The organism is Pseudomonas sp. KNUC1026, from assembly GCF_021650705.1.
Classification (GTDB): domain Bacteria; phylum Pseudomonadota; class Gammaproteobacteria; order Pseudomonadales; family Pseudomonadaceae; genus Aquipseudomonas.
The window spans coordinates 2,520,143-2,544,773 of sequence record NZ_CP087138.1; the positions used below are offsets into that span (position 1 = coordinate 2,520,143).

At 65.1% G+C, this 24,631-nt stretch carries 14 protein-coding genes and 4 pseudogenes; 8 read left to right on the forward strand and 10 right to left on the reverse strand.

All coding sequences use genetic code 11. The features are described 5' to 3' along the window. Window positions 1-9 precede the first annotated feature (9 nt). Both LN139_RS11645 and LN139_RS11650 read left to right on the forward strand, forming a co-directional pair. Window positions 10-1,374 (forward strand): TIGR00366 family protein, encoded by a 1,365-nt coding sequence (locus LN139_RS11645; RefSeq protein WP_236360058.1) that lies wholly within the window; start codon window positions 10-12, stop codon window positions 1,372-1,374. Between the two features lies 1 nt (window position 1,375). After that, a pseudogene (locus LN139_RS11650) lies at window positions 1,376-2,184 on the forward strand (amidohydrolase family protein). Here the strand turns inward: LN139_RS11650 and LN139_RS11655 are convergent. After that, window positions 2,166-2,540, reverse strand: a complete 375-nt coding sequence (locus LN139_RS11655; protein WP_236360061.1) for a winged helix-turn-helix transcriptional regulator — start codon at window positions 2,538-2,540, stop codon at window positions 2,166-2,168. The pseudogene LN139_RS11650 and the gene LN139_RS11655 overlap by 19 nt on opposite strands. 147 nt (window positions 2,541-2,687) lie before the next feature. Here LN139_RS11655 and LN139_RS11660 point away from each other — a divergent pair, with 147 nt between their 5' ends. Continuing rightward, window positions 2,688-3,296, forward strand: coding sequence for an NAD(P)-dependent oxidoreductase (locus LN139_RS11660; protein WP_236360063.1), 609 nt, complete (start codon window positions 2,688-2,690; stop codon window positions 3,294-3,296). On the opposite strand, the pseudogene LN139_RS11665 reads toward LN139_RS11660, so the two are convergent. Both LN139_RS11665 and LN139_RS11670 read right to left on the reverse strand, forming a co-directional pair. Continuing rightward, window positions 3,290-5,357: pseudogene (locus tag LN139_RS11665) on the reverse strand (PAS domain-containing protein). The gene LN139_RS11660 and the pseudogene LN139_RS11665 sit on opposite strands and share 7 nt — an antisense overlap. 59 nt (window positions 5,358-5,416) lie before the next feature. After that, on the reverse strand, window positions 5,417-7,156 hold the full coding sequence (locus LN139_RS11670) for a PAS domain-containing hybrid sensor histidine kinase/response regulator (RefSeq protein WP_329611041.1): 1,740 nt from the start codon (window positions 7,154-7,156) through the stop codon (window positions 5,417-5,419). A gap of 413 nt (window positions 7,157-7,569) precedes the next feature. On the opposite strand from LN139_RS11670, the gene folE2 reads away from it, so the two are divergent. The 4 genes and pseudogenes from folE2 (at window position 7,570) to yghX (ending at window position 10,495) form a co-directional block, all read left to right on the forward strand. After that, the gene (gene folE2, locus LN139_RS11675) at window positions 7,570-8,544 is read left to right on the forward strand and encodes a GTP cyclohydrolase FolE2 (RefSeq protein ID WP_236360066.1); all 975 of its coding nucleotides are present in this window, start codon (window positions 7,570-7,572) and stop codon (window positions 8,542-8,544) included. After that, window positions 8,465-9,061 carry a DUF1826 domain-containing protein gene (locus LN139_RS11680; protein WP_236360068.1) on the forward strand — a complete coding sequence of 199 codons (597 nt, stop codon included), beginning with the start codon at window positions 8,465-8,467 and terminating at the stop codon, window positions 9,059-9,061. The genes folE2 and LN139_RS11680 overlap by 80 nt, the downstream gene beginning before the upstream one ends. Window positions 9,062-9,118: 57 nt before the next feature. Further along, window positions 9,119-9,589 (forward strand): nuclear transport factor 2 family protein, encoded by a 471-nt coding sequence (locus tag LN139_RS11685; RefSeq protein WP_236360070.1) that lies wholly within the window; start codon window positions 9,119-9,121, stop codon window positions 9,587-9,589. 16 nt (window positions 9,590-9,605) lie between these two features. Next, window positions 9,606-10,495, forward strand: a pseudogene (gene yghX, locus LN139_RS11690) (YghX family hydrolase). A gap of 57 nt (window positions 10,496-10,552) precedes the next feature. Here yghX and LN139_RS11695 read toward each other — a convergent pair. From LN139_RS11695 to LN139_RS11715, 5 genes and pseudogenes are all read right to left on the reverse strand, one after another. Then, a complete protein-coding gene (locus tag LN139_RS11695; RefSeq protein WP_236360072.1) occupies window positions 10,553-10,777 on the reverse strand; it encodes a hypothetical protein in 225 nt (74 codons plus the stop codon). A 96-nt stretch (window positions 10,778-10,873) separates the two neighbouring features. Continuing rightward, on the reverse strand, window positions 10,874-15,040 hold the full coding sequence (locus LN139_RS11700) for an RHS repeat-associated core domain-containing protein (protein WP_236360074.1): 4,167 nt from the start codon (window positions 15,038-15,040) through the stop codon (window positions 10,874-10,876). A gap of 7 nt (window positions 15,041-15,047) precedes the next feature. Continuing rightward, window positions 15,048-18,782: a hypothetical protein gene (locus LN139_RS11705; RefSeq protein WP_236360076.1), complete on the reverse strand. Its 3,735-nt coding sequence runs from the start codon at window positions 18,780-18,782 to the stop codon at window positions 15,048-15,050. 129 nt (window positions 18,783-18,911) lie between these two features. Then, window positions 18,912-20,260 (reverse strand): annotated as a pseudogene (locus tag LN139_RS11710) (ATP-binding protein). Next, a complete protein-coding gene (locus LN139_RS11715) occupies window positions 20,257-20,934 on the reverse strand; it encodes a response regulator (RefSeq protein WP_236360078.1) in 678 nt (225 codons plus the stop codon). The pseudogene LN139_RS11710 and the gene LN139_RS11715 overlap by 4 nt, the downstream one beginning before the upstream one ends. A 138-nt stretch (window positions 20,935-21,072) precedes the next feature. Here LN139_RS11715 and LN139_RS11720 point away from each other — a divergent pair, with 138 nt between their 5' ends. Beyond that, window positions 21,073-21,885: a TlpA family protein disulfide reductase gene (locus LN139_RS11720; RefSeq protein WP_236360080.1), complete on the forward strand. Its 813-nt coding sequence runs from the start codon at window positions 21,073-21,075 to the stop codon at window positions 21,883-21,885. Here the strand turns inward: LN139_RS11720 and LN139_RS11725 are convergent. Then, a complete protein-coding gene (locus LN139_RS11725; protein WP_236360083.1) occupies window positions 21,874-23,403 on the reverse strand; it encodes a DHA2 family efflux MFS transporter permease subunit in 1,530 nt (509 codons plus the stop codon). The genes LN139_RS11720 and LN139_RS11725 overlap by 12 nt on opposite strands. A gap of 43 nt (window positions 23,404-23,446) precedes the next feature. Next, complete coding sequence (locus tag LN139_RS11730; RefSeq protein ID WP_236360085.1) at window positions 23,447-24,631, reverse strand: efflux RND transporter periplasmic adaptor subunit; 1,185 nt, start codon at window positions 24,629-24,631, stop codon at window positions 23,447-23,449.

Genomic DNA, 24,631 nt, shown 5'->3' on the forward strand with positions numbered 1-24,631 from the left:
GAAACCTTCATGCCCACCTCCCTCACCGCGCCGCGCAGCCTGCGCACGCGTTTTACCGAAGGCACCATCGGCCTGTTCGAGCGCACCATCCCGGACCCTTTCGTGCTGGCGGTGTTCATCACCCTGCTGGTGGCCGTCGCTTCCTGGCTGATCGCCCCGCAGGCCTCGCTCGATGCGTTGTTCGGCGGTTGGTACAGAGGCTTTGGCAACATCTTCGGCTTCGCATTGCAGATCACCCTGGTGCTGGTGCTCGGCCATGCGCTGGCGCATGCGCCGCTGGTGCAGCGTGGCTTTACCCGGATCATCAGCCTGGCGCGCACGCCCAATCAGGCGGCAGCGCTGATCTTTCTCTGCGTGGCCATCACCTCGTTTTTCAACTGGGGCTTTGGCCTGGTGCTCTCGGCCTTGCTGGCGCGCGAGATCGCCAAGCGCATGCGGGTGGATTTCGCCTGGATCGTGGCGGCGGGTTTCTCGGGCTGGGTGGTGTGGGCCGGCGGGCTGTCCAGCTCCATCGTGCTGGCGCAAACCACGCCCGGCAGCCCGATGAATGTTGTGCAGAAGATCACCGGGCAAGTGCTGGGCATGGCCGACATGGTGTTCACCCCGTTCAACCTGGTACCGACGCTGTTCATGCTGGTGGTGATGCCCTTCGTGCTGGCAGCGCTGCGCCCGCGTGAGCAGGACATCATCGCGCTGGACCTGGAGCGCCACCCCGACCCCGAGCCACGGCCACGCCCCCAAGGCCGGCTGAGCTTCGCCCAGTCGCTGGAGCATTCGCCCGTCGGCAGCCTGGCGATGGGCGCACTGGGCATCGGCGTGATGCTCTACGCCGCCGCAGGCCACCTGTCGCTGTCGGGCGTCAACGGTGTGATCGTGGTGATGTTCACCGCCGGCATCCTGCTGCACGGCAGCCCGCTGGCCTATGCCGACGCGGTCAAGGCGGCGGCACGACAGAGCGGCTCGATGATGCTGCAGTACCCGCTGTACGGCGGCATCATGGGGATCATGGAGGCCAGTGGGCTGCCGGGCGTGATCGCTCAAGGATTCGTGGCGATTTCCACGGCTCATACTTTGCCGTTCTGGAGTTACATCTGCTCGCTGCTGGTGACCTTCCTGATCCCCAGCGGCGGCGGGCACTGGGCGGTGCAGGGGCCGTTCGCGATCCCGGCGGCCGTCACTCTGCATGCCTCGCTGCCAGCCACTACCATGGCGGTTGCCATGGGCGAGCAGGTATCGAACATGCTGCAACCCTTCTGGGCGGCGCCGGTGGTGGCCATGGCCGGCGTCGGCGTGCAGCGGGTGCTGGGCTTTACCTTCGTGACTTTTCTGGTGGCCGCCTTCGCCTATGGCGCTGCCCTGCTCTGGCTGGTGTGACATGAACGAAGCCTGCGACGCCCATATCCACGTGATCGACCCACGCTTTGCCCAGGCCGATGGCAACCTGCCTGCACCGGGCCGCACCCTCGCCGAATGGCAGCGCATGGCCGGCCCCTTGGGCCTGGCTCGCGCGGTGGTGGTGCAAGCCAAGGTCTACGGCACCGACCATCGCTGCCTGCTCGACGCCCTGGCCCAACTCAAAGGCCAGGGGCGCGGTATCGCGGTGCTAGGCCCCTCGGCCAGCGATGCCGACCTGCAACGCCTGGATGCCGCCGGAGTCCGCGGCCTGCGCTTCAGCCTGTGGAACCCGGCCGATGCGGTGGTGAACCTGGCGATGCTTGAGCCCATGGCCCAGCGTATCGCCGCCTTGGGCTGGCACGTGCAGTTGCACCTGAGCGCCGAGCAGATCATGGCGGCTCAAGGCCTGATCCGCCGCCTGCCAGTGCCGGTGGTGTTCGACCACCTGGGCCGTTTGCCCCGGGCGAGGGCATCGCGCACCCGGCGTTCGGTTTCATCGCCGAGCGCCTGAAGGCTGGCCAAGCCTGGGTCAAGCTCAGCGGCGCCTACCTCAACACCCAGGTGGGCGCCCCGGATTACCCCGACGCCAGCGCGGTGGCGCGAGCCTACCTGAGCATCGCCCCCGAGCGGCTGGTATGGGGCAGCGACTGGCCACACGTTACCGAGCAGAACCACCCGCCCAGCGACAGCGCCCTGCGCGCCCTGCTCGACCAATGGACGCAGAGCGCAGTACATACCCAGCAGGTGCTGGTGACCAACCCCGCCCGGCTCTATGGCTGGGCGTTGTAGGCCCGGCGCGCCCGGCAGATCGCTGCATGGTGGGTGTCGGCCCAGCCGATCAGCTGGCGCATCGGCACCAGAAACGACTCGCCCAGCGGCGTAAGCCAGTACTCGACCCGTGGCGGCACCTCCGGATACACCTTGCGTGCCACGAACCCGTCCTGCTCGAGCCTGCGTAAAGTGCGCGACAGCATCTGCCGAGAGATGTCGGCAATCTCCCGGCCCAGTTCGTTGAAGCGCACCACGCGCCCGTTCAATGCCTCCAGCACCAGCAGGCTCCACTGATCGCCGATACGGTCGAGCACATCGCGGATCGGGCAGGGTTGGTCGAATTCGATGGCGAGGTCTGCCGGCTCATTACTCATGTTGGAACTCCCAAGGTAGTCACTGCGCGCTGACCTTGTCTCGTCAGGTTGACTTCTTGTGCGGGGCGTGGCGGCAACGTACCTTTATTCGCCACAAAGGTCTACTTTTCATACCCGATCCAGAAACTGCACCCAAGGAGTTCACTCATGTCTCGTATCGCCCTGATCGGCGCCTCCGGCCAGGCCGGCTCACGTATCCTCGCCGAGCTCTCTCGGCGCGGCCACAGCGTGACCGCCATCGCCCGCCACCCGGAAAAGATCGAACACCTGCCGGGCGTCACCGCCGTGGCCGGTGATGCCAATGACAGCGCGCAATTGCAGCCGTTGATCGCCGGGCATGACCTGGTGATCAGCTCTGTCCACTTCACTGCCAGCAAGCCGGCACAACTGCTGGCTGACGTGCGCGCCAGCGGTGTGCCGCGTTACCTGGTGGTAGGCGGTGCGGGCAGCCTGCTCGCCGGCGGCAAGCCGCTGATCGAATCGCCGCAGTTCCCGGCCGAGTACCTGGCCGAGGCAACGGCCGGGGCTCGGTTTCTCGAGCTGCTGCGCCAGGAAAAACAACTGGACTGGACCTTCCTCTCGCCGTCGGCGGAGTTCTTCGCCGGTGAGCGCACCGGGCAGTTCCGCCTGGGCCAGGACGAACTGCTGGCAGGGCCTGAGGGCAGCCGGATCTCGTTCGAGGACTACGCCGTCGCACTGGCCGACGAGATCGAGCGCCCAGCCCACTCGCGCCAGCGCTTCACTGTCGGCTACTGATCCTGCCCGGCCAGCATGCGCTCCACTCGCTGGGCCAGTGCCTCGAGGGTAAAGGGCTTGGTGAGGATGCGCATGCCGGGGTCGAGGTGGCCATGGCCGATCACCGAATTCTCCGCGTAACCGGTGATGAACAACACCCCAAGCCCGGGCCGCACCTGGCGTGCGGCCTCGGCCATCTCCCGGCCGTTCATGCCGCCGGGCAAACCCACATCGCTGATCAGCAGATCGATGGGCTCGCTGGAGCGCAACACCTTGAGCCCGGCCGCGCCATCGGCAGCTTCGATCACGTGGTAGCCCAGGTCGCCCAGCACTTCGGCCACCAGCATGCGCACCGACGGCTCGTCATCCACCACCAGCACGCTCTGGCCGGTACCCGCAGGCACGAGCGACCCCTCGGCCTGGTCCAGCGCCTCTTCCTCCGGGCTTGCGTAATGCCGAGGCAGGTACAGGCACATGGTGGTGCCCAGGCCCACCTCCGAATAAATGCGCACCTGGCCACCCGACTGGCGCACGAAGCCATAGACCATCGACAAGCCAAGGCCGGTACCCTCGCCCAGCGCCTTGGTGGTGAAGAACGGTTCGAAGGCCCGCGCAACCACGTCGGCGGCCATGCCGCAACCGGCATCGCTCACGCTCAGGGAAATGTACTGCCCTGACGCCAGGTCACGCTGGCTGGCCAGGCGTTCGTCGACCCAGCGGTTGGCCGTTTCGATAGCTGATGCGCCCGCCGCCAGGCATTGCATCGCGTGCATTCAGGCACAGGTTCAGCAGTGCGTTTTCCAGCTGCGGCGGGTCGACGAAAGTGGTCCACAAGCCAGCGGCGGTGACCACCTCCAGCTCGATGCTCGGGCCGACACTGCGGCGAATCAGCTCCTCCATCTGCACCACCAGACGGTTGGTGTCCACAGCACGTGGCTCCAGCGTCTGCCGGCGCGAGAATGCCAGCAGCCGATGGGTGAGCGATGCCGCACGGCGGGCCGCAGAATGAGCCGAGCCGACAAAGCGTTCCAACTCCTGATAGCGGCCCTGGGCAAGGCGGGTGAGCAGCAGTTCCAGCGAGCCGGAAATGGCGGTAAGCAGATTGTTGAAGTCGTGGGCGATGCCGCCGGTCAACTGGCCGACCGCTTCCATCCGCTGAGCCTGGCGCAATGCCTCTTCCGCCAGGCGCAGGCGGGCCTGCTCGCGCACACGTTCGGTGACATCGAACATCAACAGGTAGGCGCCAATCTGGCGTGGCTGGGCGTCGAACAGCGGATTGAATTCCAGCTCGTAGTGGCGAATGCCCGACTCCAGCACGATGTCCAGCACCTGGCTGAACACCTCGCCGCGCAGTGCACGCGCCCACAGGCCTTGCCACAACGCAACACGCTCCGGATCGCTGCCCAGTGCGTGTGGCAGGTTTTCGCCGCGCTCGGGGCGCACGCCGAACAGGCGCTCGAACTCCCGCGCGGCCGAGCCATTGATCGCCAGCCAGCGGTAATCGTGGTCGAACACGTGAATCATGGCGCTGGCGCCGTCCACCACATCGGCCAGCACCCGTTGCTCGGCCTTGGCTTCGCGCACGCGCTGTTCGAGGGTTTCGTTGAGCTCCTTCAAGGCGCGCTCGGCGCGCTTGCGCGGTGTCACGTCCTGGAACAGCACCGCCACCTGGTGGCGGCTGGCCGGCTCCATGCGAAAGGCCGTCACGTCCAGGTAGCGGCCGGTGGCGACCAGCTCCTGCTCGAAACGGATCGGCTCACCGCTGTGCAGCACATGGCCATAACGCGCGAGCCAGGCGTCGGCCTCGGCCGGCACCATCTGCCGCAGGCGCTGGCCGACCACGTTGTCGATGCCGGCATGCTTGGCGTAGGCCGGGTTGGCCAGCACGTGCACGTAGTCGCTGAGCGGGCCGTGCTCGCTGTCGATGAACTCGATCACGCAAAAGCCTTCGTCCATGGTGTCGAACAGAAAGCGATAGCGCTCCTGGGTTTCGGCCGGCAGCGCCTGCGCGCGCAGGCGAGCGTTCTCGGCCTCGAGCTCGCGAATTCGCGCTTGCATGGACTGGATCTGGTCGGCGTTCACCGAAACCCTCTTTTTGAGCGAAAAATGCCGATGATACGCTCATCGGGCCGCCGCACGCCTCACAAGCCTTCAACCATCTGTCGCGCGCGTTCGGCCAATTGATGCAACTCGAACGGTTTGGTCATCAACGCCATGCCCTCTTCCAGGCCACCGGCGGCCATCACGGCCTGCTCGGCGTAGCCGGTGATGAACAATGTGCGCAGGCCGGGGCGCAGCACGCGCCCGGCATCGGCCAACTGGCGGCCGTTCATGCCGCCGGGCAAACCGACGTCGGTGATCAGCAGGTCCAGCGGTAACGGGCTTTGCAGCACGGCCAGGCCAGCAGCGCCGTCACCGGCCTGCGCCACCGAAAAGCCGGCATCGGCCAGGCTCTCGGCAAGCACCGCACGCACCGCGGGCTCATCGTCCACCAGCAGCACCCGGCACAGCCCCTCGATAGGTGGCGCCGCCAGGCTGCACAGGGCGCCAGTGCCGGCGTCGACGGCCCCGGCATGGCGCGGCAGGTACAAGGTCATGGTGGTGCCCTGCCCGACTTGCGACTGGATGCGTACCTGGCCGCCGGACTGGCGCACGAAGCCGTAGACCATCGACAAACCCAACCCGGTGCCTTGGCCCATGGGTTTGGTGGTGTAGAACGGGTCGAAGGCCCGGCACACCACCTCTGGTGGCATGCCGGTGCCGGTGTCGGCCACGCTCAGGGCCAGGTAATGGCCGGGGGCAACGCCGATGTCCAGCGCCGGGCCCGCCTCCAGCGACAGGTTACTGCCCGTGATGCGCAAGGTACCGCCGCCAGGCATGGCGTCACGGGCGTTGATGCACAGGTTCAGCAGCGCGGTTTCGAGCTGGTTGGGGTCGACCAGCGCTGGCCATAGCCCGGCTTCGGGCTGGTAGGCCACTTCGATCTGCGGGCCGACGCTGCGGTTGATCAGCTCTTCAAGCCCCTGCACCAGGCGGTTGACGTCAGTGGGCTTGGGGTCGAGGGTTTGCCGGCGAGAAAACGCCAACAGCCGGTGGGTCAGCGAAGCCGCACGGCGCGTGGCGTCCTGCGCGGTGTCGATGTAGCGCGGCAGCTCATCCACCCGGCCCTGGCGCAAGCGTATCCGCAACAGCTCGAGCGAGCCGCTGATACCGGCCAGCAGGTTGTTGAAGTCATGCGCCAGGCCGCCCGTCAACTGCCCGACCGCTTCCATCTTTTGCGCCTGGCGCAGGTCCGCCTCAACCTGCTCGCGCTCGGCGATCGCCTCACTCACGCGCTGCTCCAGGCTGTCGGTGAGGGCCCGTAGCATGGCCGTGGCGCGGTCGCGCTCGGCCTCGATGGCGCGGCGGTGCCCGATATCGAGCAGCACACCTGGAAAGCGCCAGGGTTTGCCATGCTCGTCCAATTCCACCCGGCCATTGGCTTCGATCCAGTGGTAATGGCCGTCGGCACGCCGCACCCGGTACTGGTAGGCGTAGGCGCCGCCGCGGGCGATGGCGGCGTTGATCGCCTCGATCAGGCCGGGGCGGTCGTCGGGGTGCACGGTTTCGATCACCTGCTGCAGCGGCAGGCCGTGGCGCGGGCCCTGCGGCGGCATGCCGAAGGACACGGCGAACTGTTCATCGATGGTGAAGCAGTCGCTGGGCAGGTGCCAGAACCACGTGCCGATGATCGCGCCGGCGGCGAGAGCCAGTTGCACGCGCTCGGCGTCGGAGCCGATGCCGTCCAGGTAGCCGTCCAGGTAGCCGTTCGGGTACCCATCCGGTTGGCCGGTCTGGATATTCTGCGAAGCTGGGGCTGTAGGGGTAAGAGGAGAGCTCATCGAATGCGTACTGAGAGGGCAGGCCGTTCCTGCGGTGATGTTATACCGCCACTGTGCGTTTCAGGCCAGAGGCAACGTTTGGCTGGTCCCAGCTTTTATCTGCGAGCGCCTTGCAGTGGTCCGTCACCACACCGGCTCAAGCCCATTGCCCAACCCCCAAAAAGTCGGCGCAACACGTTGCGCCAGAGCCTGCGCGGGTCAATGCTCGAGGTGACCGACCCTCTGGAGCCTGCCCGATGCCCTTCACCGGAACCCTGCGCAATGCGCGCGCCGAAGATGTTTCCGCGATCGAAGCGATCTACGCCCCTGCCTGAGGACTGAGCGAGGATGTAGGTCGAGGGGTTTGAAAATTGTTACTGTATAACATATAAGTTCATTCCCCCTTCGCCACCGGCTTTGCCTTCGAGCTATTCATGACCCTGCCACTCCCCGACGTCGCCCGCCACGAGCGCCCCGTGCCCCTTGCTACGCTGGACGCTGTGGGCATGCAGGGCATCGACCTGCCGCTGTGGCTGGCTGAGCCTGCCGCTGAACACCCCGTGCACGCCCGCGCCGACCTGTTCGTCGACCTGCCCGACCCGTTGGTCAAAGGCATTCACATGTCGCGCCTGTACCGCTTGCTGGCACCACTGAGCGAAGGCCGCCGCCTGAGCCCGGCCGTGCTGAGCGAGTTGCCCGGTGAAATGCTCGATAGCCATGCCGACTGCCAGGCCAGCGTTGCCCGCGCGGTATTTCGCTTCGACTGGTTGCGCCAGCGCCCGGCGCTGGTTACCCCAGGCCTGGCGGGCTGGGCGGCTTACCCCATCGAGCTGAGCGTCACACGCCACGGCGATTCGCTGGCCATGAGCCTGGAAGCCAGCGTGACCTACTCCTCCACCTGTCCCTGCTCTGCGGCCCTGGCCCGGCAAGTGATCGAGCAGCGCTTCCTGGCTGATTTTGCCGGGCAGAGCCAGCTGCCTGCCGAGTTCGTCGCCAACTGGCTGCGCGCCCACGCCAGCGCCGCCACCCCGCACAGCCAGCGCAGCGTTGCGCGTATCCGAGTGGCGCTGCCTGCCGATGCTCAGTCCCTGGGGCTGGAAACCCTGATCGAGCGTGCCGAGCACGCCTTGGGCACGCCGGTGCAAACGGCCGTCAAACGCGCCGACGAACAAGCCTTCGCCCAGCGCAACGGCGAGCACCTGATGTACGTCGAAGACGCCAGCCGCAAGCTGCTCGACGCGCTGCGCCCGCACTATGCAGGGTTGCAGGTGCACGTCTGCCATCAGGAGAGCCTGCACCCGCACAACGCGGTTGCCTGGGGGCTGCGGCATGCTGACGTCTGTCGCGCCGAGCGTGCGCATGCAGCAGGTCGCCGGGGGCACCCTGACCACCCTCACCCGCATTTTTGAAGACGACGTGAACCTGGCCGCCTGGCAGCGCGACCTGAGCGAACCGGTCACAGGTTTTGCCCAGGCACTGGTGGCCGGCTCCCCAGGCTGGGGCGACAGCTTGAGCCTGGAGGCACCTGCCGAGGGCGCCAGTTGCGACCTCAGCCCGCTGCTGCGCCACGCCGAGCACTTGCCCGGGCATTCGGCCTTTCTCAACGACATGCAATGGATCGCCGATGCCTTCTGCTGCCTGCTCGGCGTGCAGCGCCTGGGTGTGCGCCTGCGCGTGCTGGACAAAGCCATGTGCCCCCGCTGGCACGTCGACCACGTGCCGGTGCGGCTGATCACCACCTACACCGGCAGCGCCACCGAGTGGCTCGGCACCGACGGGCTGGAACACCAACTGGCCGCAGGCGACCTCGCCCTGCTCAAGGGCGAGAAATGGATCGGCAACGAAGGCCGCGGCGTGCAGCATCGCTCGCCAGCGTTGGAGGGTGCGCAGCGGCGGCTGATCCTGACGCTCGACTGGCTCGCTTGAGAAGATGCGCCGCAGGTGCTTAGATCAACAGCTGCCCACCCCTTGATCGGAGCGCTCATGAGCCGCCCACCGCTGCCCCCTTTCACCACCCTGGAGCAAGCCGCGCAAAAGGCGCGCATGGCCGAAGACGCCTGGAACAGCCGCGACCCGGCCCGCGTGGCGCTGGCCTATACCGAGGACAGCCGCTGGCGCAACCGCGACCGTTTCATTCAGGGCCGTACCCAGATCGAAGCCTTCCTGCGCGCCAAGTGGGTGCGCGAGCAGCAGTACCGGCTGATCAAGGAAGTCTGGGCGTACTGCGACAACCGCATCGCCGTGCGCTTCGCCTATGAATGGCACGATCACCAGGGCCGCTGGTGGCGCAGCTACGGCAATGAAAACTGGGAGTTCGACGAGCACGGGCTGATGAGCGCACGCCACGCCAGCATCAACGACCTGGCGCTGACCGGCGAACATCAGCGGCTGTTTCTCTGGGAACAAGGGCCGCGCCCGGCCGACCACCCTTCCCTCTCCGAACTGGGCCTCTGAGCCAAGGAGCAGCACCATGCCGACCCGCCTGAGCGCCAAAGACCTGTCCCCCGAGTTGCTGGAGATCTACGACGGCTACGTGCACGGGCGCGTCAGCCGCCGGCAGTTTCTCGACGGCGCTGCCGCCTTTACCGTCGCCGGCTTGACCGGCCCGGCTCTGGTAGCGGCGCTGGCACCCAATTACGCGCAAGCCGAACAGGTGGCCTTCACCGACCCGGCCATCATCGCCGACTACGTGAACTACCCCTCGCCCCAAGGCCACGGCCAGGTGCGCGGTTACCTGGTGCGGCCCGCCCAGGCCAAAAGCAAGGTGCCGGCAGTGGTGGTGGTGCACGAGAACCGTGGGCTCAATCCCTATATCGAAGACGTCGCCCGGCGCCTGGCCAAGGCGGGCTACCTGGCACTGGCTCCGGACGGGTTGAGTTCAGTCGGCGGCTACCCCGGCAACGACGACAAGGGCCGCGAACTGCAGGCCAAGGTCGACCCGCAGAAACTGATGAACGACTTTTTGCCGCCATCGACTGGCTGCGGGTGCATGACAGCAGCAGCGGCAAGGTCGGCATCACCGGCTTTCGTTACGGCGGCGGCGTCTCCAACGCCGCGGCCGTCGCGCACCCGGAGCTGGCAGCGGCAGTGCCGTATTACGGCCGCCAGCCCAAAGCCGAGGATGTCGTGCGGATCAAGGCGCCACTGCTGCTGCACTATGCCGAGCTGGACAAGCCCATCACCGATGGCTGGCCGGCATACGAACACGCGCTGAAGGCTGATGGCAAGGTGTATGAGGCGTATGTCTACCCGGGGGTGAACCACGGGTTTCACAACGATTCGACGCCGCGCTACGACAAGGCTGCGGCGGAGCTTTCGTGGCAGCGGACGCTGGCGTGGTTTGGGCGGTACCTTGCCTGAATGGCCCCATGCCAGTGCCGGTCGACGGCACGGCGCGGGGCTTTGGCAGGCCTGGCCTCAAGCTTTCTTCACATTCTTCGCTTGATAGCCGATGCCGCCCTTCTCAAGGGAATAGCTCACGCGGTCGCCTACCTGGATTTTGTCGTAGGCGTCACTCACTAGAAAATACAAATCCTCATCGACATCGAAATCTTTTGGATACGACCCTTCTGGAGCGGGCCCGATATTGCCCTTGCCCAGTTTAGTGTCGACGGAAACGACTTTGCCTGTGTATTCGCTCATCTTTGCTTTCCTCGGATGGTGCTGTGGTGGTGAACACGGGAGCGGCGACCTCGGCACCTGGCGTGATGCCGCCGATCGCTCGCCACTCTTAGCCGGTCAGGAGGCCGCAGGCCGGTAGGTGTGCCGTACCGCCCTACGACTACCGGAACGCCAACCGCCCGTTGTGGAAGCGCCGGCATCGCCTGCATCCTCCGACGGCAGCACTGCCTGCAGTGTCGAGCGGTAGATATTCATCTCGATCAGGGACGTGGCGACATCACCAGCGGCGCTGAGCCGGGGGTACTGAGTGGCGTTGGTATACAGCCTGGCCTGCCAACCTTTCAGGGCATGGTATTTGTCGGTGCTGAAAATGCGCAGCAACCAGTCTTTTTCCACAAAAACGGTGTCATCCACCCACGCCTCGCCCCACTCATCACCCATTTTTATGTGGTGAGTAGCGTTGATCGAGGCTGCCGTACCTGGCGCTGCGGCCTTTCGGCCCGTGCGCCAGGTGCCCTGGGCGGCGCGCAAGCCGTAGCGCCGTGCAGTGACGAATACCTGTTCGACCAGGCGCAGGCCGCTTCTGGCGCTGCGGGCTATGCGCTGGGCCAGGCGCGCAGCGCCTTTAAGCAGCTTCCAGGCATTCTTGAACAGGCCGGCGAAATTGCCGATCGACAAGATCCCTGTCGCCATGGAGGCGATATTCAGCGCCTTGGCCAATTCCGGGTTGGAGTCCTCCACGAATACCGCTGCGATCTCCAGGCCCAGTGATGCCAGGCTCAGCGCCGTCAACCCGGCAAACACCCACATCGCGGCCGTGCCACCGGTGACGATCGAAGCGCCGACACCCAGTACCGCCAGGGTCACCGACAGGGCGATCCCACGCCAGCGCCCACCCACGGGCCAGGGCGTGGCCTTGCTTTCGCGCAGCTCTTTCTCCAGCTCGGCGAGCTGGTGGTCTTCGCCCCAGCGGCTGACCATGATCGCGCCACTGGGGTCGTGCTGGTTGATGGGGTCGGCGCCGAACGCATAGTCGTTGATGCCACCTTCGCCGAAGGGGCTGAGCCAGTCGGGCTGGGCGTAGCGACACAGAGCGGGCACGTAGGTACGGTAGCCGTTGCCGGCATGATAGTGCCCGGTAACCGGGTCACGGCGCATGCCGTTATGGCCGCACCCTGTACCGGCGCCTGCCCCTTGCTCACCGAACGGCAGCAGAGGCTCGAGTGCAAGCGCGCCTTGTTGCACGTGCCCGGTAATGCCGGCCTGCGGATCATCGAGCAGCCAGCGCACCTGCCCGCCTTCGTACTCCGCCAGGCCCGGGGACAGGCTGGCTTGCCGGCTGAGAGCACCGTCGCTGCCAAACCAGGCCTCCCCGATCAGCTCATCGCCGTCATAGCGCAGTTCGCAGGCCTGGCCGCTGCTTTGCACCTGTTGCGCGGCCAGCCGCTGCCGGCCGTCGTAGGCATAGCGGGCGAGAACCTTGCCATCCTTGTCGCAGACCTTTTCCAGCTGCCCGGCCGGGCTATAGCTCAGCGCACGCCCTTGATCGTCCGTATCCAGATAACCATTGGTGTTCCACTTCAGCGCGGTGGTCGCCTTCCCTTGCACGACCGAGGTCAGGCGGGTGGGATTCGCAGCGTCTGCATAGGCAAAGGCCCGGGTATGCTGGGTACCGTCGAAAGCGGTGGCCACGCACTGGCTCAGGTTATCCAGGCTATCCCAGGTGAAACGTTGCTCCTTCACGCGGTTGCCCTGCCCATCGGCGGGGCACTGCCCAGCTTCGGTGGCATCGCAGTGGTACTCGGCCAGCCGGTCGAGGTCGTCATAGGCAAAGCGTTCGGTGCGGATCAACTTGCCTTGTTCGTGGCTCTGCTTGCTCAGCAAACGGCCATCGGCGCGCCAGGCCATGCGCTGCTGGAACACCGGCGCGCCGTTGCCCAGCCAGGTGCGCAAGGTTTCCCGGCCCAGGCCGTCGTGCTCGCTGCGCACTTGCCAGCATTGTGCGGCCTTGAGCGCATGCACCCGGCGCGCCTGCAGGCGCCCCAGGGCGTCGTAGGCAAGGTGTGTGTCTTCGTGATCCTGGCAAGTGCGCAACAAACGGCCTTCGACATCATCGAACACCCGCCGCCAATGGCCGTCGGCGCGCAACGACGCCACCAATTGCCCACGCAGCGTTCGCCAATGGCACTCACGAGCCTGCCGACGGGGCGTGCGTTCGCTCACCCGTTCGCAGCCAGGCAACGAGGCGCTGGCCCATTGGTGCTCCCAGCCATGGCGGTGGAACGCATCGGTTTCGCCCGGTACCGGCCCGGCCGTCACGGTGGCGGTCTGTGCATGGCCTTGGCGCGCAAGCGCCAGGCTGGCCAGAGTTCGCTGCCCGCTGGCATAGCTCACGCTGTCGCCTTGGGCCTGGGTCTGCAATTGGGTGTTGCCGTCGGGCAACGTGACGTCATCGTCGCTGAAGCTGTAGGCACGGCCGCCGACCTTACGGGAGGCGAGCCGGGAGGGGCTGGTGATCTTCTGGCTGGCCACCACGGTGCCGCCCACTTTAAGCTCTGTGACCTGGTTGCTCAGCTGGTGGTAGGTGCGTTCCAGGGTGGTGCCATCGGGCCGGGTCAGCTTGGTCACGCGGCCCAGAGCGTCGCGTTCCAGGGTATAGGTGCAGGTGTGGCTGCCCAGGGTTCGGGCCAGGGTGATGAGGCGGCCGTCATTGTCGAACTGGCGGGTGATGCGTACCGGGTCGTTGCTATTGCCTGCCTTCAGGGTTTCCTGGTGCTCCAGTTGGCCAGTGGCACCGGGTGTCCAGAGCGTGGTTCGCTGCGATAGTACGCGATCGCCAACGCCGGAGACTTCTGTGAGCGATGTCGGCCTACTCTCTTCGGCTATCAATTCAACAGGCGTAAATTTCGTGTCGAAAAAGACGTACTTTGGTGGTATTTCTGAATAAATACGATAGAGACGGACAGCATCTTCGAGTTGCGGAATCAGCAAGTCATAAATTTGTTTTTCTGCAGGACCGGCAGATTTGGCGGCCAACTGAAACTCACCGACAGTCAACTTCCCGGATTTTTCCAATAAGTACATCATTTTTTCATTGTTAACAACCGATTCATAAGAAGTTTCAGACTCACTGCCAGGCTCATCTTCTGACTCACTGCCAGGTTCATCTTCTGACTCACTGCGAGATACATCAGCAGGAGTTTTTTCAAACGTGTCATCCATATTAGAAAGTACTATCCATCTGAGCTTGGAAACTTTAATGCTGCTTTTCTCTTCATTCGGGTTCAAAAAGTAAGCTTCACGATCCCCTTGATTATCGGAGACACGCTCGCTCCAAAGTACGTTCCCTGTTCGCAACTCCGTGGACCAACCACTAATCCTCGCCTCACCACCCGGCAAATAGTCCCATGACCAGTCCGACGGTTGATCCGTAGATCCGGGCGTTGCGAAATGGTGATCGTCCAGGGGCCGTTCATGTGCAATCGAGGAAGCTGGCTGTGTGACTCGCACCACTCGTTGCAAGCCATCCCGCGCGCGGCGCAAGCGCACCCCGTCCTTGCGCGTTTCAATGGAGAAGTTGCCCTCGGAGTCATATTCGATCGCGGCCTGCTCGTCAGGCTCGGCCTTGGCCGCCTCACGCCACTGCCCTGAAGCCAGGGTGAAGTGTTGAAGCACCGTGACACGTCCCAGCGCATCGCGAGTCATCCTTTCCAGGTGCCCTGGCTCGGCTCTTTCCACACACCGCCGGCCAAGGCGCGAACGTACTTCCTTGCTGATGACCTGCCGATCCGGTTTTCCAGCCGTCTGGCCGGTTGTTTCAATCTCTATGCCTTGCTTGTTCGCGGGGTTGTCGCGGAAGATCATTTTGTTGATTATTTCCACTTCATCGCCCTGCCGCCCTGCAGTAAACCTATCGACCACTTCCCAGGTTCGCACCTTGTCCGACGCACTGGTCGCGACTTTAGAGGTTTCGGATTGGCGCTTGTGCCAGACCAATGAGTTTTCATCACCGGCAGGCTTCCACTTTGTAAAAGCGTCCAGCACGGAATACTCACTGATCGGGCTGGCCTCCAGTACAGGCAGTTGGAAGTTCTCGGCTTTACTCACAATAACAGGCCAGCGCGAGTCAGGAACTTCGAGGGTCAACTTCCGCAAGCTAATACTGTAGCTGTAGGATAACGCTGCACCGCCTGCATAGATTCGAACGTTCTCACCGTTTTTGAGACTGACCACCACAGTCTGCCCGCACTTTCCGGCCAATGACGAAAAATCCCAATTTTTCATGCCGTTGTTAGTGCCACTGGACGCTTGCGCGCCAGTTTCGTAAAAGCCAACTGAATCCAGATCGATGCTCTCGAAAAAAAGAGCTACCGCGCTGGCGGAGCCTGGCTCGGCTTGCGCTCACTGGCCGCACCCCTTCGACCATCAACGTCGCCGCCGGCTCGAAGATCGCTCGCCCACTGCGCTCGACCGCTCGATACCCGTGAAGCGTCAACCCCAGCGAACGCCCTTGTTCGTCACATTGATACTCGGCCATCAGCGGCCATTCACCCACGTACGCAGGTAGCGCCGGGCAGCGAAGGTCCGCCTTGCTTTTGAGCGATGCCGGCACCAGTGGGTTTTCGCAGGCCGAGCGGTAGTAGCAGAAGTACTTCCAGCCATGCTGATCGCCCGTCACCGCCACCCGGCCATCGGCATCCCTGAGCGTAAGTTTGCGTTCCGTGCTACCGATGCCCTCCCCGCGCTCCGTTTCCGGCACCGCTGCCAGAACGGCCTGAACGCTGCGCAGTAGCCGGCGGCAGTCACTGCGAGAGTAGTCTTTCAAGGCCTGATTGCCCGACTGCCCCGATGACTCGAAGCGCTCGATGAACGCCTTGCCGAACTCCCGGTAGCAGTAGCTCACTTCCCCATGGCCAAAAGCCCCGAAGATCTCGACGTGATACTCGCCCGCCTGCTGCTGCCCCTGCATGAGCAACTGCCGGTCCCGGCCCAGCACCTGGCACGCCAACGCACGCGAAGCATGAGGGCCGCTTTCGGTGTGGGTAATCATCAGCGAGTAATACGGCTCGGCGTAATGGCCGTGGCGGGCATAGCGGCTGATTGAGTTTTCCTGCGCCGCGCCAGGGATCAGGCCGTGCAGCTCGACCTGCGGCAGGCTGGGAGTGCCGTCCTGGAACAGAGCACGCTTTGCGCCGTACCGCACCCATTCCACCGAGCCGTCGAGCTCTTGGGCGCGGCAAAGGATGCGGTCCAGAGTCGGATCTTGCTCATAGTCGTAACCGACGCCCTGCAGGACTTCTCCATCCTGGGTGCGCGTGACCTTGCGCAGCAGGTAGTTCTCAAGGCGCAGGCTCACCGTGTTGCTTTCATCGGTATCGGGCCAGATCTTGAGCGTCACGGCCTGGTCGGTGTAGCTGGCCTTGAACAGGTCCTGCTTGCCACTGGTGACCTTCATCAGCAAAAACTGCCCTTGCTTGCGCTGCCACTGCAGCTCAAGAGTGTTGCCGAACGGCGAGACGATCTTCGAAGGCATCAGCTGTACGAACGGGCGCTCGTACTTTCTGATTCGCAGGTTGAGCTCATCAGGATGGTTCTCCCAGGCTTTCACTGCTTCGGCGTAGTCGATTGCTGCGGCGGAGTAGTAGCCTACCGGCCACAGCACCGCCAGTGTCCACTGCGTCCAGTGCTCCGGCTTGGCCGGAAATTGAGACCTGCTCTTTTCCCGGATCGCCTTGAGCGCCTTGATCAGTTGCTGGCGGAAATCGTCATTGGGCTCAACGGTGTCTCCGCCCGGTGCCGAAGGCGCGGTCAGCACCTCCTGCCGGCCACTGAGCAGTGTGAGGGTGAACTCGCTGTAATCGGCATTGCTCTGCACCAGGCAGGCTTTTTTGTGCAGTGCTGTGCCTTTGCCCAACTGCTCCCACTCGCTGTCGGTGAACCCGATCTCCGATCCGTTCGCCAGCGTGAGCCGGCGCTCGCGTAGGTCCAGGCTGGAAAACTGCCATGCCCAGCCGTCCCCCAGGCCGGCCTCGTTGCCACGCAACGCCGAGTAGTGCAGCGTCAGGTCGCACACCGGGCCCTGGCTTTCCAGCCCCTGCAAGGTCGCGACCGGGTAGTGGGCATGGAACATTCCAGTGCGTTCATCCACACCGTTTTCCTGATAGCCCTCGGTGTCGAATACTTCCGAGCGGCTGGTCTGGCCGTAGTCTTCGCACAGCCGGCTGCTGGCTTCGTAGGGTTCGAGCGCCTTCGCGGGCTTGAACTTGACGGCCTTTGGCGCTTGCCAGCAGGCTGTATCACTCAGCGCAGCGACATGCCCGAGCACAACGGAGCCACTGCCGCGCAGGGCATCGGGACAGTCCACCACCAGTTCGTAGGCCTGGCTTTTGATCGGCCCACGCCAGACGATGCTGCGGTCACTCACCTCGATCGGCCAGGTGCGTTGGTCCGATGCGGTCGCAAGGCTCGGCAGGCAGGCGGCGAGTCGATAACCCTTTTCGTGCATCTGCGGGTCGAGCCGGAACACCAGCTCACCGCCTGGCAAATCGACCTCAAGTGTGAGCCTGCTGGTCGCCTCATCGAATACGGAACTGACCTTGGCAGGCTCCGCCACAGGCGCGGCAGGCACGGCGTCCTCGAGCAGGTACCTGGCAAAATGCTCTGGCTTCCACTGCTTGCCATCACCCACATTCTGCAGCTCCAGCGACAGCTCGCTGAACCGCGCCACCGCCAGCACTTGCGCGCCATTCAGGGGCATCACCTTGAGCTCGGGCACGCCCTGCGCGGTGGCCCACGTTTCAAGTGCAACCAGCCAGGCAGCCTCGTCCTTGGGCTCTTTCCTGTCTTTGCCGTTTTCACCGTTGAACACCGCCTTGGCCAGCAACTTCTTGCTGTGAGGGTGGCGTACCGTCAACAGTACCGCGTCGCAAGTGTTGCCGTTCCAGGCATCGCGCGCCTTGGCAGCCTCTATCCAGTTGCCGGCGTCCGGCAGGTTGGTGAACACCCGCAGGGCATCACCCCGATGCCAAAGGTTTACCTTGGTGGCAGCATCTGCAAGGCTGCCCCGGCCCTTGTTATCGCCTGCTTGAACATACTGGGACAGAGGCGAAGCATTGAGCGCCTTCGCCCAGGCCTCCAGCCATTGACCAGCCTTGGCCTGTGCCGGCGTGGGTACCCATTCGAAGTCGGCGAGCAGCCGGTGAGAAAACGCGTCGTACACCCAGGCCTTGATCGGCTGCCTGGCCTCGATAGCCAACTGCCCGTCGACTTCACGCGCCTGCCACCAGTCGACCTCCGTGAGCGTCACCGCCAACTCGGAACATTGAGGCACCCAGAAGGCATTGCCGGTGGCTGCCGGCTTCGCCTCAGTACCGTTGAGCTGACCTGCAAGCAACAGGCGGCTGTCGCGGTTGATCTGCTCGCACAGCGGCAAGGCCCAGGCATCGCCCGACTGGCCCTTTTCAGGTTCGAACACATGATGTTCGTACAGGTGCTGCGTATTCAGGTCACGCACCTGAAGGCACAGCGCCTGGCCTTCGGGCAGGGTGAATTGATCATTGCAGGCCAGTGCCTGCACTCGATTGTTGGCAAAGGGCGCAGTGCTGAAAGCCCTGTAGCGCGCCGGGGCCCAGAGGCGCAAATGCTCGCTCGCACTGCTGAACGTGTTATCGGCATTCCAGCCGCCGGCAGCGAGTGCCACGCCGGCTTTGCCGATGTGTTCGGCGAAGGCTTGTGGCCAGAGTTTCGTATCGAGCTTGCCCTTTTCGGCGGTGTAGTGAACCCACGTCGCGTCACCGTCGAGCCGATCGACCAGCGCTGCGGTCAGCACCTCCCCTTCGCGCAGGGCGCGGCTGGCCTCGATCGGGCAAACGCCGTACCAGCCGCCTTCGACACTGCCCACCCTCTCCAGAGAGAACCCCTGCATATCCGGGAGGTAGCCGTCGGGCTGGGTGGTGATCACATAAGGAACGGCAAACACCGGCACTTCGGTGAGTCTGGTTTCGGCTTTGGTCGCAGCACTGCCCATCTTCCTGCCCTCGCGCAGAAATGAAAGCCGAGGGGCAGAGAAGAGTCTTTGCCATCCATGAAGCGCCCGGCCGGATAGGCAAATTGAACGTGCGTTGGCGCTGGGCGCCAACTGGTAGATCTACTGGGTTCAGGCCTGCGAAAGAAGTTTTTCAGAAGGCGCGCCGCTGAGCAGCGGCAACACCAACACCACCCGCAACCCGTCCACCTCCCGCTGAAACCGCAGCGCACCCTTGCAACGCTGCACGATCGCCTGCACGATCGCCAGGCCCAATCCGCAGCCGCTGCTGGTGCTGGAACGCCAGAAGCGCTCGGTCAGGTGTTGCAGGTCTTCGTCGCTGATGCCTGGCCCGAAATCCCGCACTTCGAACAACGCTCTCGCACCATCGGTGCGCAGCGCCAGTTGCACGGGGGTGTCGGCAGGGCTGTGGCGCAAGGCGTTGTCGAGCAGGTTGCGCAGCGCGGCAATGGCCAGCACCGAAGGCAGGCCCAGCGGCGTATCGGCCAGGCTCCCCGGCAGCACCAGTCGGATGCGTTCGCGGTCGCCGGCGCAGGCATCGTGAATGGCCGTGCGCGCCACTTGCTCGGTGCTGAGCAGAACGCCGTCATCGAACGACAAACTGCCCTCCACACGCGCCAGCAGCAGCAACTGCTCCAGCGTGCTGTGCAGGCGGTCGGTGGCGAGTTCCGCGTGCTCCAGGGCCTGATCGCGCACCTGGGCGTCGGTCATGCGCGCCACCTGCAGGTGGGTCTTGATCGCGGTGAGCGGGCTGCGCAGCTCGTGGGCGGCGTCGCCGGTGAGGCGGCGTTCGCGCTCCAGTGTGCGGCCGATACGCAGGAACAACTGGTTCTGGCTGTCCAGCAATGGCCGCAGCTCGCTGGGCAGGTGGCTGATGGCAAGCGGCTCGAGGGCATCGGGCTGCGTTTGAGCAAGGCATCGCGAATGCGGTTGAGCGAGGCCAGGCCGCGGCCCAGGCCCATCCACAGCATGCCCAGGCTGCCCAGCAGCGCCACCAGCACAGGCGCGGAGGCCGCCAGCAGAATCGAGCTGTTCAGCGCCTCGCGTTCCTGGTTGCGGTCGGCGGTGGTGATGCGCACATCGCCTCGGTCAAGGGTGTAGGTGCGCCAGGCTTCGCCTTCGATGGTCTGGTCGTGGAAACCGCTGTGGGAGGCAAGGTCTGGCTCGGCGCCGGTGTGGCTGCGGGCGAGAATCTCCCCGCGCAACGAACTGACCTTGCAGGCCATGCCGTCGGGGATGGTCAAGGCGCCTGCGGAGAAGCGCGTGGTGGCGCTGCCCTCGGGCTTGGGCGGCAACTGGTCGACCAGCCCTGCCACCATGCGCGCCGAAGCCACCAGCCGCTGGTCGAGGGAAAACATCATCTGGTTGCGCAGGTCGCGGAACATCCAGGCCGAGGCCAGCACCCAGATCAGGATGAAGCCGCCGCCCAGAATCAGCGAAAGCCGCAGGCGCAGGCTCATGGCTGCTCGCCCTTGCCGGCAGGCCCCAGGCGATAGCCAAGGCCACGCACGGTTTCGACGATGCCGTTACCCAGCTTGCGCCGCAGGTGGTGGATGTGAACGTTCAGCGCGTTGCTTTCGACATCGTCGTCGAAGCCGTACACGCAGTCCTTGAGCTGGTCGGTGGAAAGCACCCGGCCCGGCGCCTGCAGCAGCGCATGCAGGATCGCCTGTTCGCGCCGCGACAGGTCGATGGCAACCTCGCAGAGCCAGGTTTCACGAGTGCTCGGGTCGTAGCACAGCGGGCCGTGCTCGATGCGGTTCTGCGCACGGCCGGTGGTGCGCCGCACCAGCGTGTGCAGGCGTGCGGCGAGTTCGCGCAGGTCGAAGGGCTTGAGCAGGTAGTCGTCGGCGCCAGCCTCCAGGCCTGCCACGCGATCAGTAACCGCATCACGCGCGGTGAGCACCAGCACCGGCAGCAGGTTGCCGGCCTGGCGCTGGCGGCGCAGCAGTTTGAGGCCGTCTTCGTCGGGCAGGCCCAGGTCGAGGATCATCACGTCGAAATGCCCGGCCTTGAGCAACGCCTCGGCGGCACTGGCGGTGGCCACGCGGTCGACCACCGCGCCCTGGGCAGTGAGGCCTGCAGCGATGCCGCTGGCGATCAGGTCGTTGTCTTCGCAAAGCAGTACGTGCATGGGGCTCTCGGCGCGGGCCATCAGGGAACAGGCATCCTCTGCCTGGGAAATTAACGCCGTATTATGCGCTTTCGCCCGATTAATGGCCGCTTAACCCGGCCTACCGATGATCGCCGCACTTTCCATGAGGACACCGGCATGCTGAGCCTGGCCCTTGGCCCCTTCACGTTTTCGATGCAGCACCTGGCGTTGCTGCTGGCACTGGGCGCCGCGCTGCTGCTGGCCTCACGGTTCGGCCCTCGCGGGCCGGGCGATGCCCAGGCCTGGGTATGGCGGCTGTTCCTGCTGGCGCTGGTGGCAGCGCGGGCGGTGTTCGTGGCGCGCTACTGGCCGCAATACAGCAGCCACGGCTGGCAGGTGATCGACCTGCGCGACGGCGGCTTCAGCCCGCTCGGCGGCCTGGCGGTCGCCATCGCCGCGGGCGCCGTGCTGCTCTGGCGGCGGCCCACCCTGCGCCGTGGCGTGCTGGCCGGCAGTGGCCTGGGGCTGGGCCTGTGGCTGGCAGCGAGCCTGGCGCTTCCACTCTGGCAACAGGGCTCGGCGCTGCCGGCAAGCCACCTTCAACAGGCCGATGGCCGCACCACGAGCCTGGCGGCCTATCAGGGCCGGCCGCTGGTGGTGAACCTCTGGGCCACCTGGTGCCCGCCGTGCCGGCGGGAAATGCCGGTGTTGGTAGCGGCGCAGCAGGCTCACCCGGGGGTAAGGTTCGTGTTCGTCAACCAGCGCGAAAGCGTGGGCGTGGTGGCCAACTTCAGCGCCACCACCGGCCTTGCGCTGAGCCAGGTGCTGTTCGACCCGCCCGGCGCGCTGGCCGCAGAAGTGGGCGCCTACGCCCTGCCCACCACGCTGTTCTACAGCGCTGAGGGCAAGCTGTTGGGCAGCCACCTGGGCGAGCTGTCCGAGGCCTCGCTCGCCCATGCCCTCAAGATGCTCGAACCCTCAGTGCCCTGACGACGAAGGCCCGGCCTTGGCGGTGAACGGCGGCTTGGCGAAGAACACCAGGATGATCAGCCCGGCAAAGATCCAGCCCAGCATCGTGAAGTAGTCCACGGTCGAGAACATGTACGCCTGGCTGTTCACCATCTGCTCGAGCTGCGCGTAGCTGCGGCTGCCCGCGCCACCCAATTGCGACAGCGCCTGCTGCGTGTGCGGGTCATACACGCTGACATTCTCGGACAGGTACGCATGGTGCATGTCCGCCCGGCGAATCCAGATCCAGGTGGTCAGCGAGGCGGCGAAGCTGCCGCCCAGCGTGCGCAGGAAGGTTGCCAGGCCCGAGCCATCGGCGATCATCTGCGGCGGCAGGTTGGAGAGCAGAATGCTCAGCGTCGGCATGAAGAACAGCGCCACACCGATGCCCATGAACAGCTGCACCAGCGCCACGTGAGTCACGTCCACCTCGGTGGTGAAGGTGGCGCGCATGAAGCACGACAGGCCGATGGCGGTGAACGACAGCCCCGCCAGGATGCGCAGGTCGAACTTGTGCGCATAGCGGCCCACGAACGGCGACATCACCACCGGCAGCAGGCCGATGGGCGCCACCGCCAGGCCCGCCCAGGTGGCGGTGTAGCCCATCTGCGTCTGCAGCCACTGCGGCAGCAGCAGGTTGATGCCGAAGAACCCCGCGTAGCCGAACACCAGCACCAGCGTGCCCACCGCGAAGTTGCGGTTGGCGAACAACCGCAGGTTGACCACCGGGTGCTCGTCGGTCAGCTCCCAGATCACGAACACCGCCAGCGCCACTGCCGAGATGGCGGTGCCGACGACGATGAAGGTCGACTCGAACCAGTCCAGGTCGTTGCCCTTGTCGAGCACCACTTGCAAGGCGCCCACGCCGATCATCAGGCTGATCAGCCCCACGTAGTCCATCGGCTGGCGGGTGATGGTCACCGGCCGTGCCGCCAGTTGCTGGCGCACCACGGCGGCCGCGAACAGGCCCACCGGGATGTTGATGAAGAAGATCCACGGCCAGCTGTAGCTGTCGGTGATCCAGCCGCCGAGGATGGGGCCGGCAATGGGCGCCACCACCGTGACCATCGCCAACAGCGCCAGCGCCATGCCGCGCTTGGCAGGCGGATACACCGCCAGCAGCAGGGTCTGGGTCATCGGGTACAGCGGGCCGGCCACCGCGCCTTGCAGCACGCGAAAGCCCACCAGTTCCGGCATCGAGGTGGAGATGCCGCACAGAAACGAGGCGATCACGAACAGCAAGGTGGCCCAGATGAACAGCTTCACCTCGCCCACTCGCCGGCTCATCCAGCCGGTCAGCGGCAAAGCGATGGCGTTGGCCACGGCGAAGGAGGTAATCACCCAGGTGCCCTGCTCCGAACTCACCGCCAGGTTGCCGGAAATGGTCGGCAGCGCCACGTTGGCGATGGTGGTGTCCAGCACCTGCATGAAGGTGGCCAGCGACAGCCCGATGGTGCTGAGCACCAGGCTGGGCGGCTTGAAGTAACCGTTATTGCTCATGTTCGATACCTGCGCGGGCCCCGCGGGCGGGGCCATGGGCGGCTCAACGCTGGGCGGCTTTGCCCATCGCGCTGTTGTCGTGGATCAGCCGCGCGATCAGGTCGTCGGCCTCGCCCAGCTGCTTGTCATACACCTGGGTGCTGAACGACGCCTGCTGCGGCGGTTGCTGCGCCAGCATCGCGCCGTTGGTGTCGTGCAGGTCCACGTCGACCACGGTCGACAGGCCGATGCGCAGCGGGTGGTCACGCAGGTGGTCCGGCTCAAGCTTGATGCGCACCGGCACCCGCTGAACGATCTTGATCCAGTTTCCGGTGGCGTTCTGCGCCGGCAGCAGCGCAAACGCACTGCCGGTGCCGGCGCCCAGGCTTTCGACGGTGCCTTTGTATTCCACGTCATCGCCGTAGATGTCGGCGGTAATGGTCACCGGCTGGCCGATGCGCATCTGGCGTAATTGGGTTTCCTTGAAGTTGGCGTCGATCCATACCTCATCCAGCGGGATGACCGCCATGGTGGTGGCACCCGGCTGCAAACGCTGGCCCAGTTGCACGGTGCGCTTGGCGACATAACCGGTCACCGGTGCAACGATGGTGGTGCGCGCCTGGGCGAGGTACGCGTCGCGCACCTGCGCTGCGGCGGCCTGCACTTCCGGGTGCGAGGCGATCTGGGTGTCGTCCACCAGCGCCTGGGTAGTCGCCAATCGCCGCTGAGCATTGTTCAAGGCGTTCTGCGCGCTGGTCAGGTCATCGCGGGCGTGGGCCAGCTCTTCCTGGGAGATCGCCCCGCCGGCGGCGAGGTTCTTGCGCCGGTTGAAGTTCTCCTGGGCGCGCTGCACGTCAGCCTTGCGGGTGCCGACCTGGGCCTTCTGCGCATCGACGTTGGTGTACAGGCCGCGCACCTGGCGAACCGTGCGGGCGAGGTTGGCCTGGGCGCTTTGCAGGGCGATGCGCGCATCGGCCGGGTCAAGCACGATCAAGGTTTGCCCGGCATGCACCAGGTCGCCGTCATCGGCGCCGATGCTGGTGACGGTGCCACCGGTGAGCGGGGTGATCGACACCACGTTGCCGTTGACGTAGGCATCGTCGGTGCTTTCGTACCATTTGCCGTACAGGCTGTGCCACAGCCAGACGCCGACGGCGGCAAGCACCACCACCAGCACCAGAATGATCAGGAACAGCTTGCGCTTGCGCGGGTTGCTCTTGGGTTGCACGGAGGCATTGTCGTCGGCCAT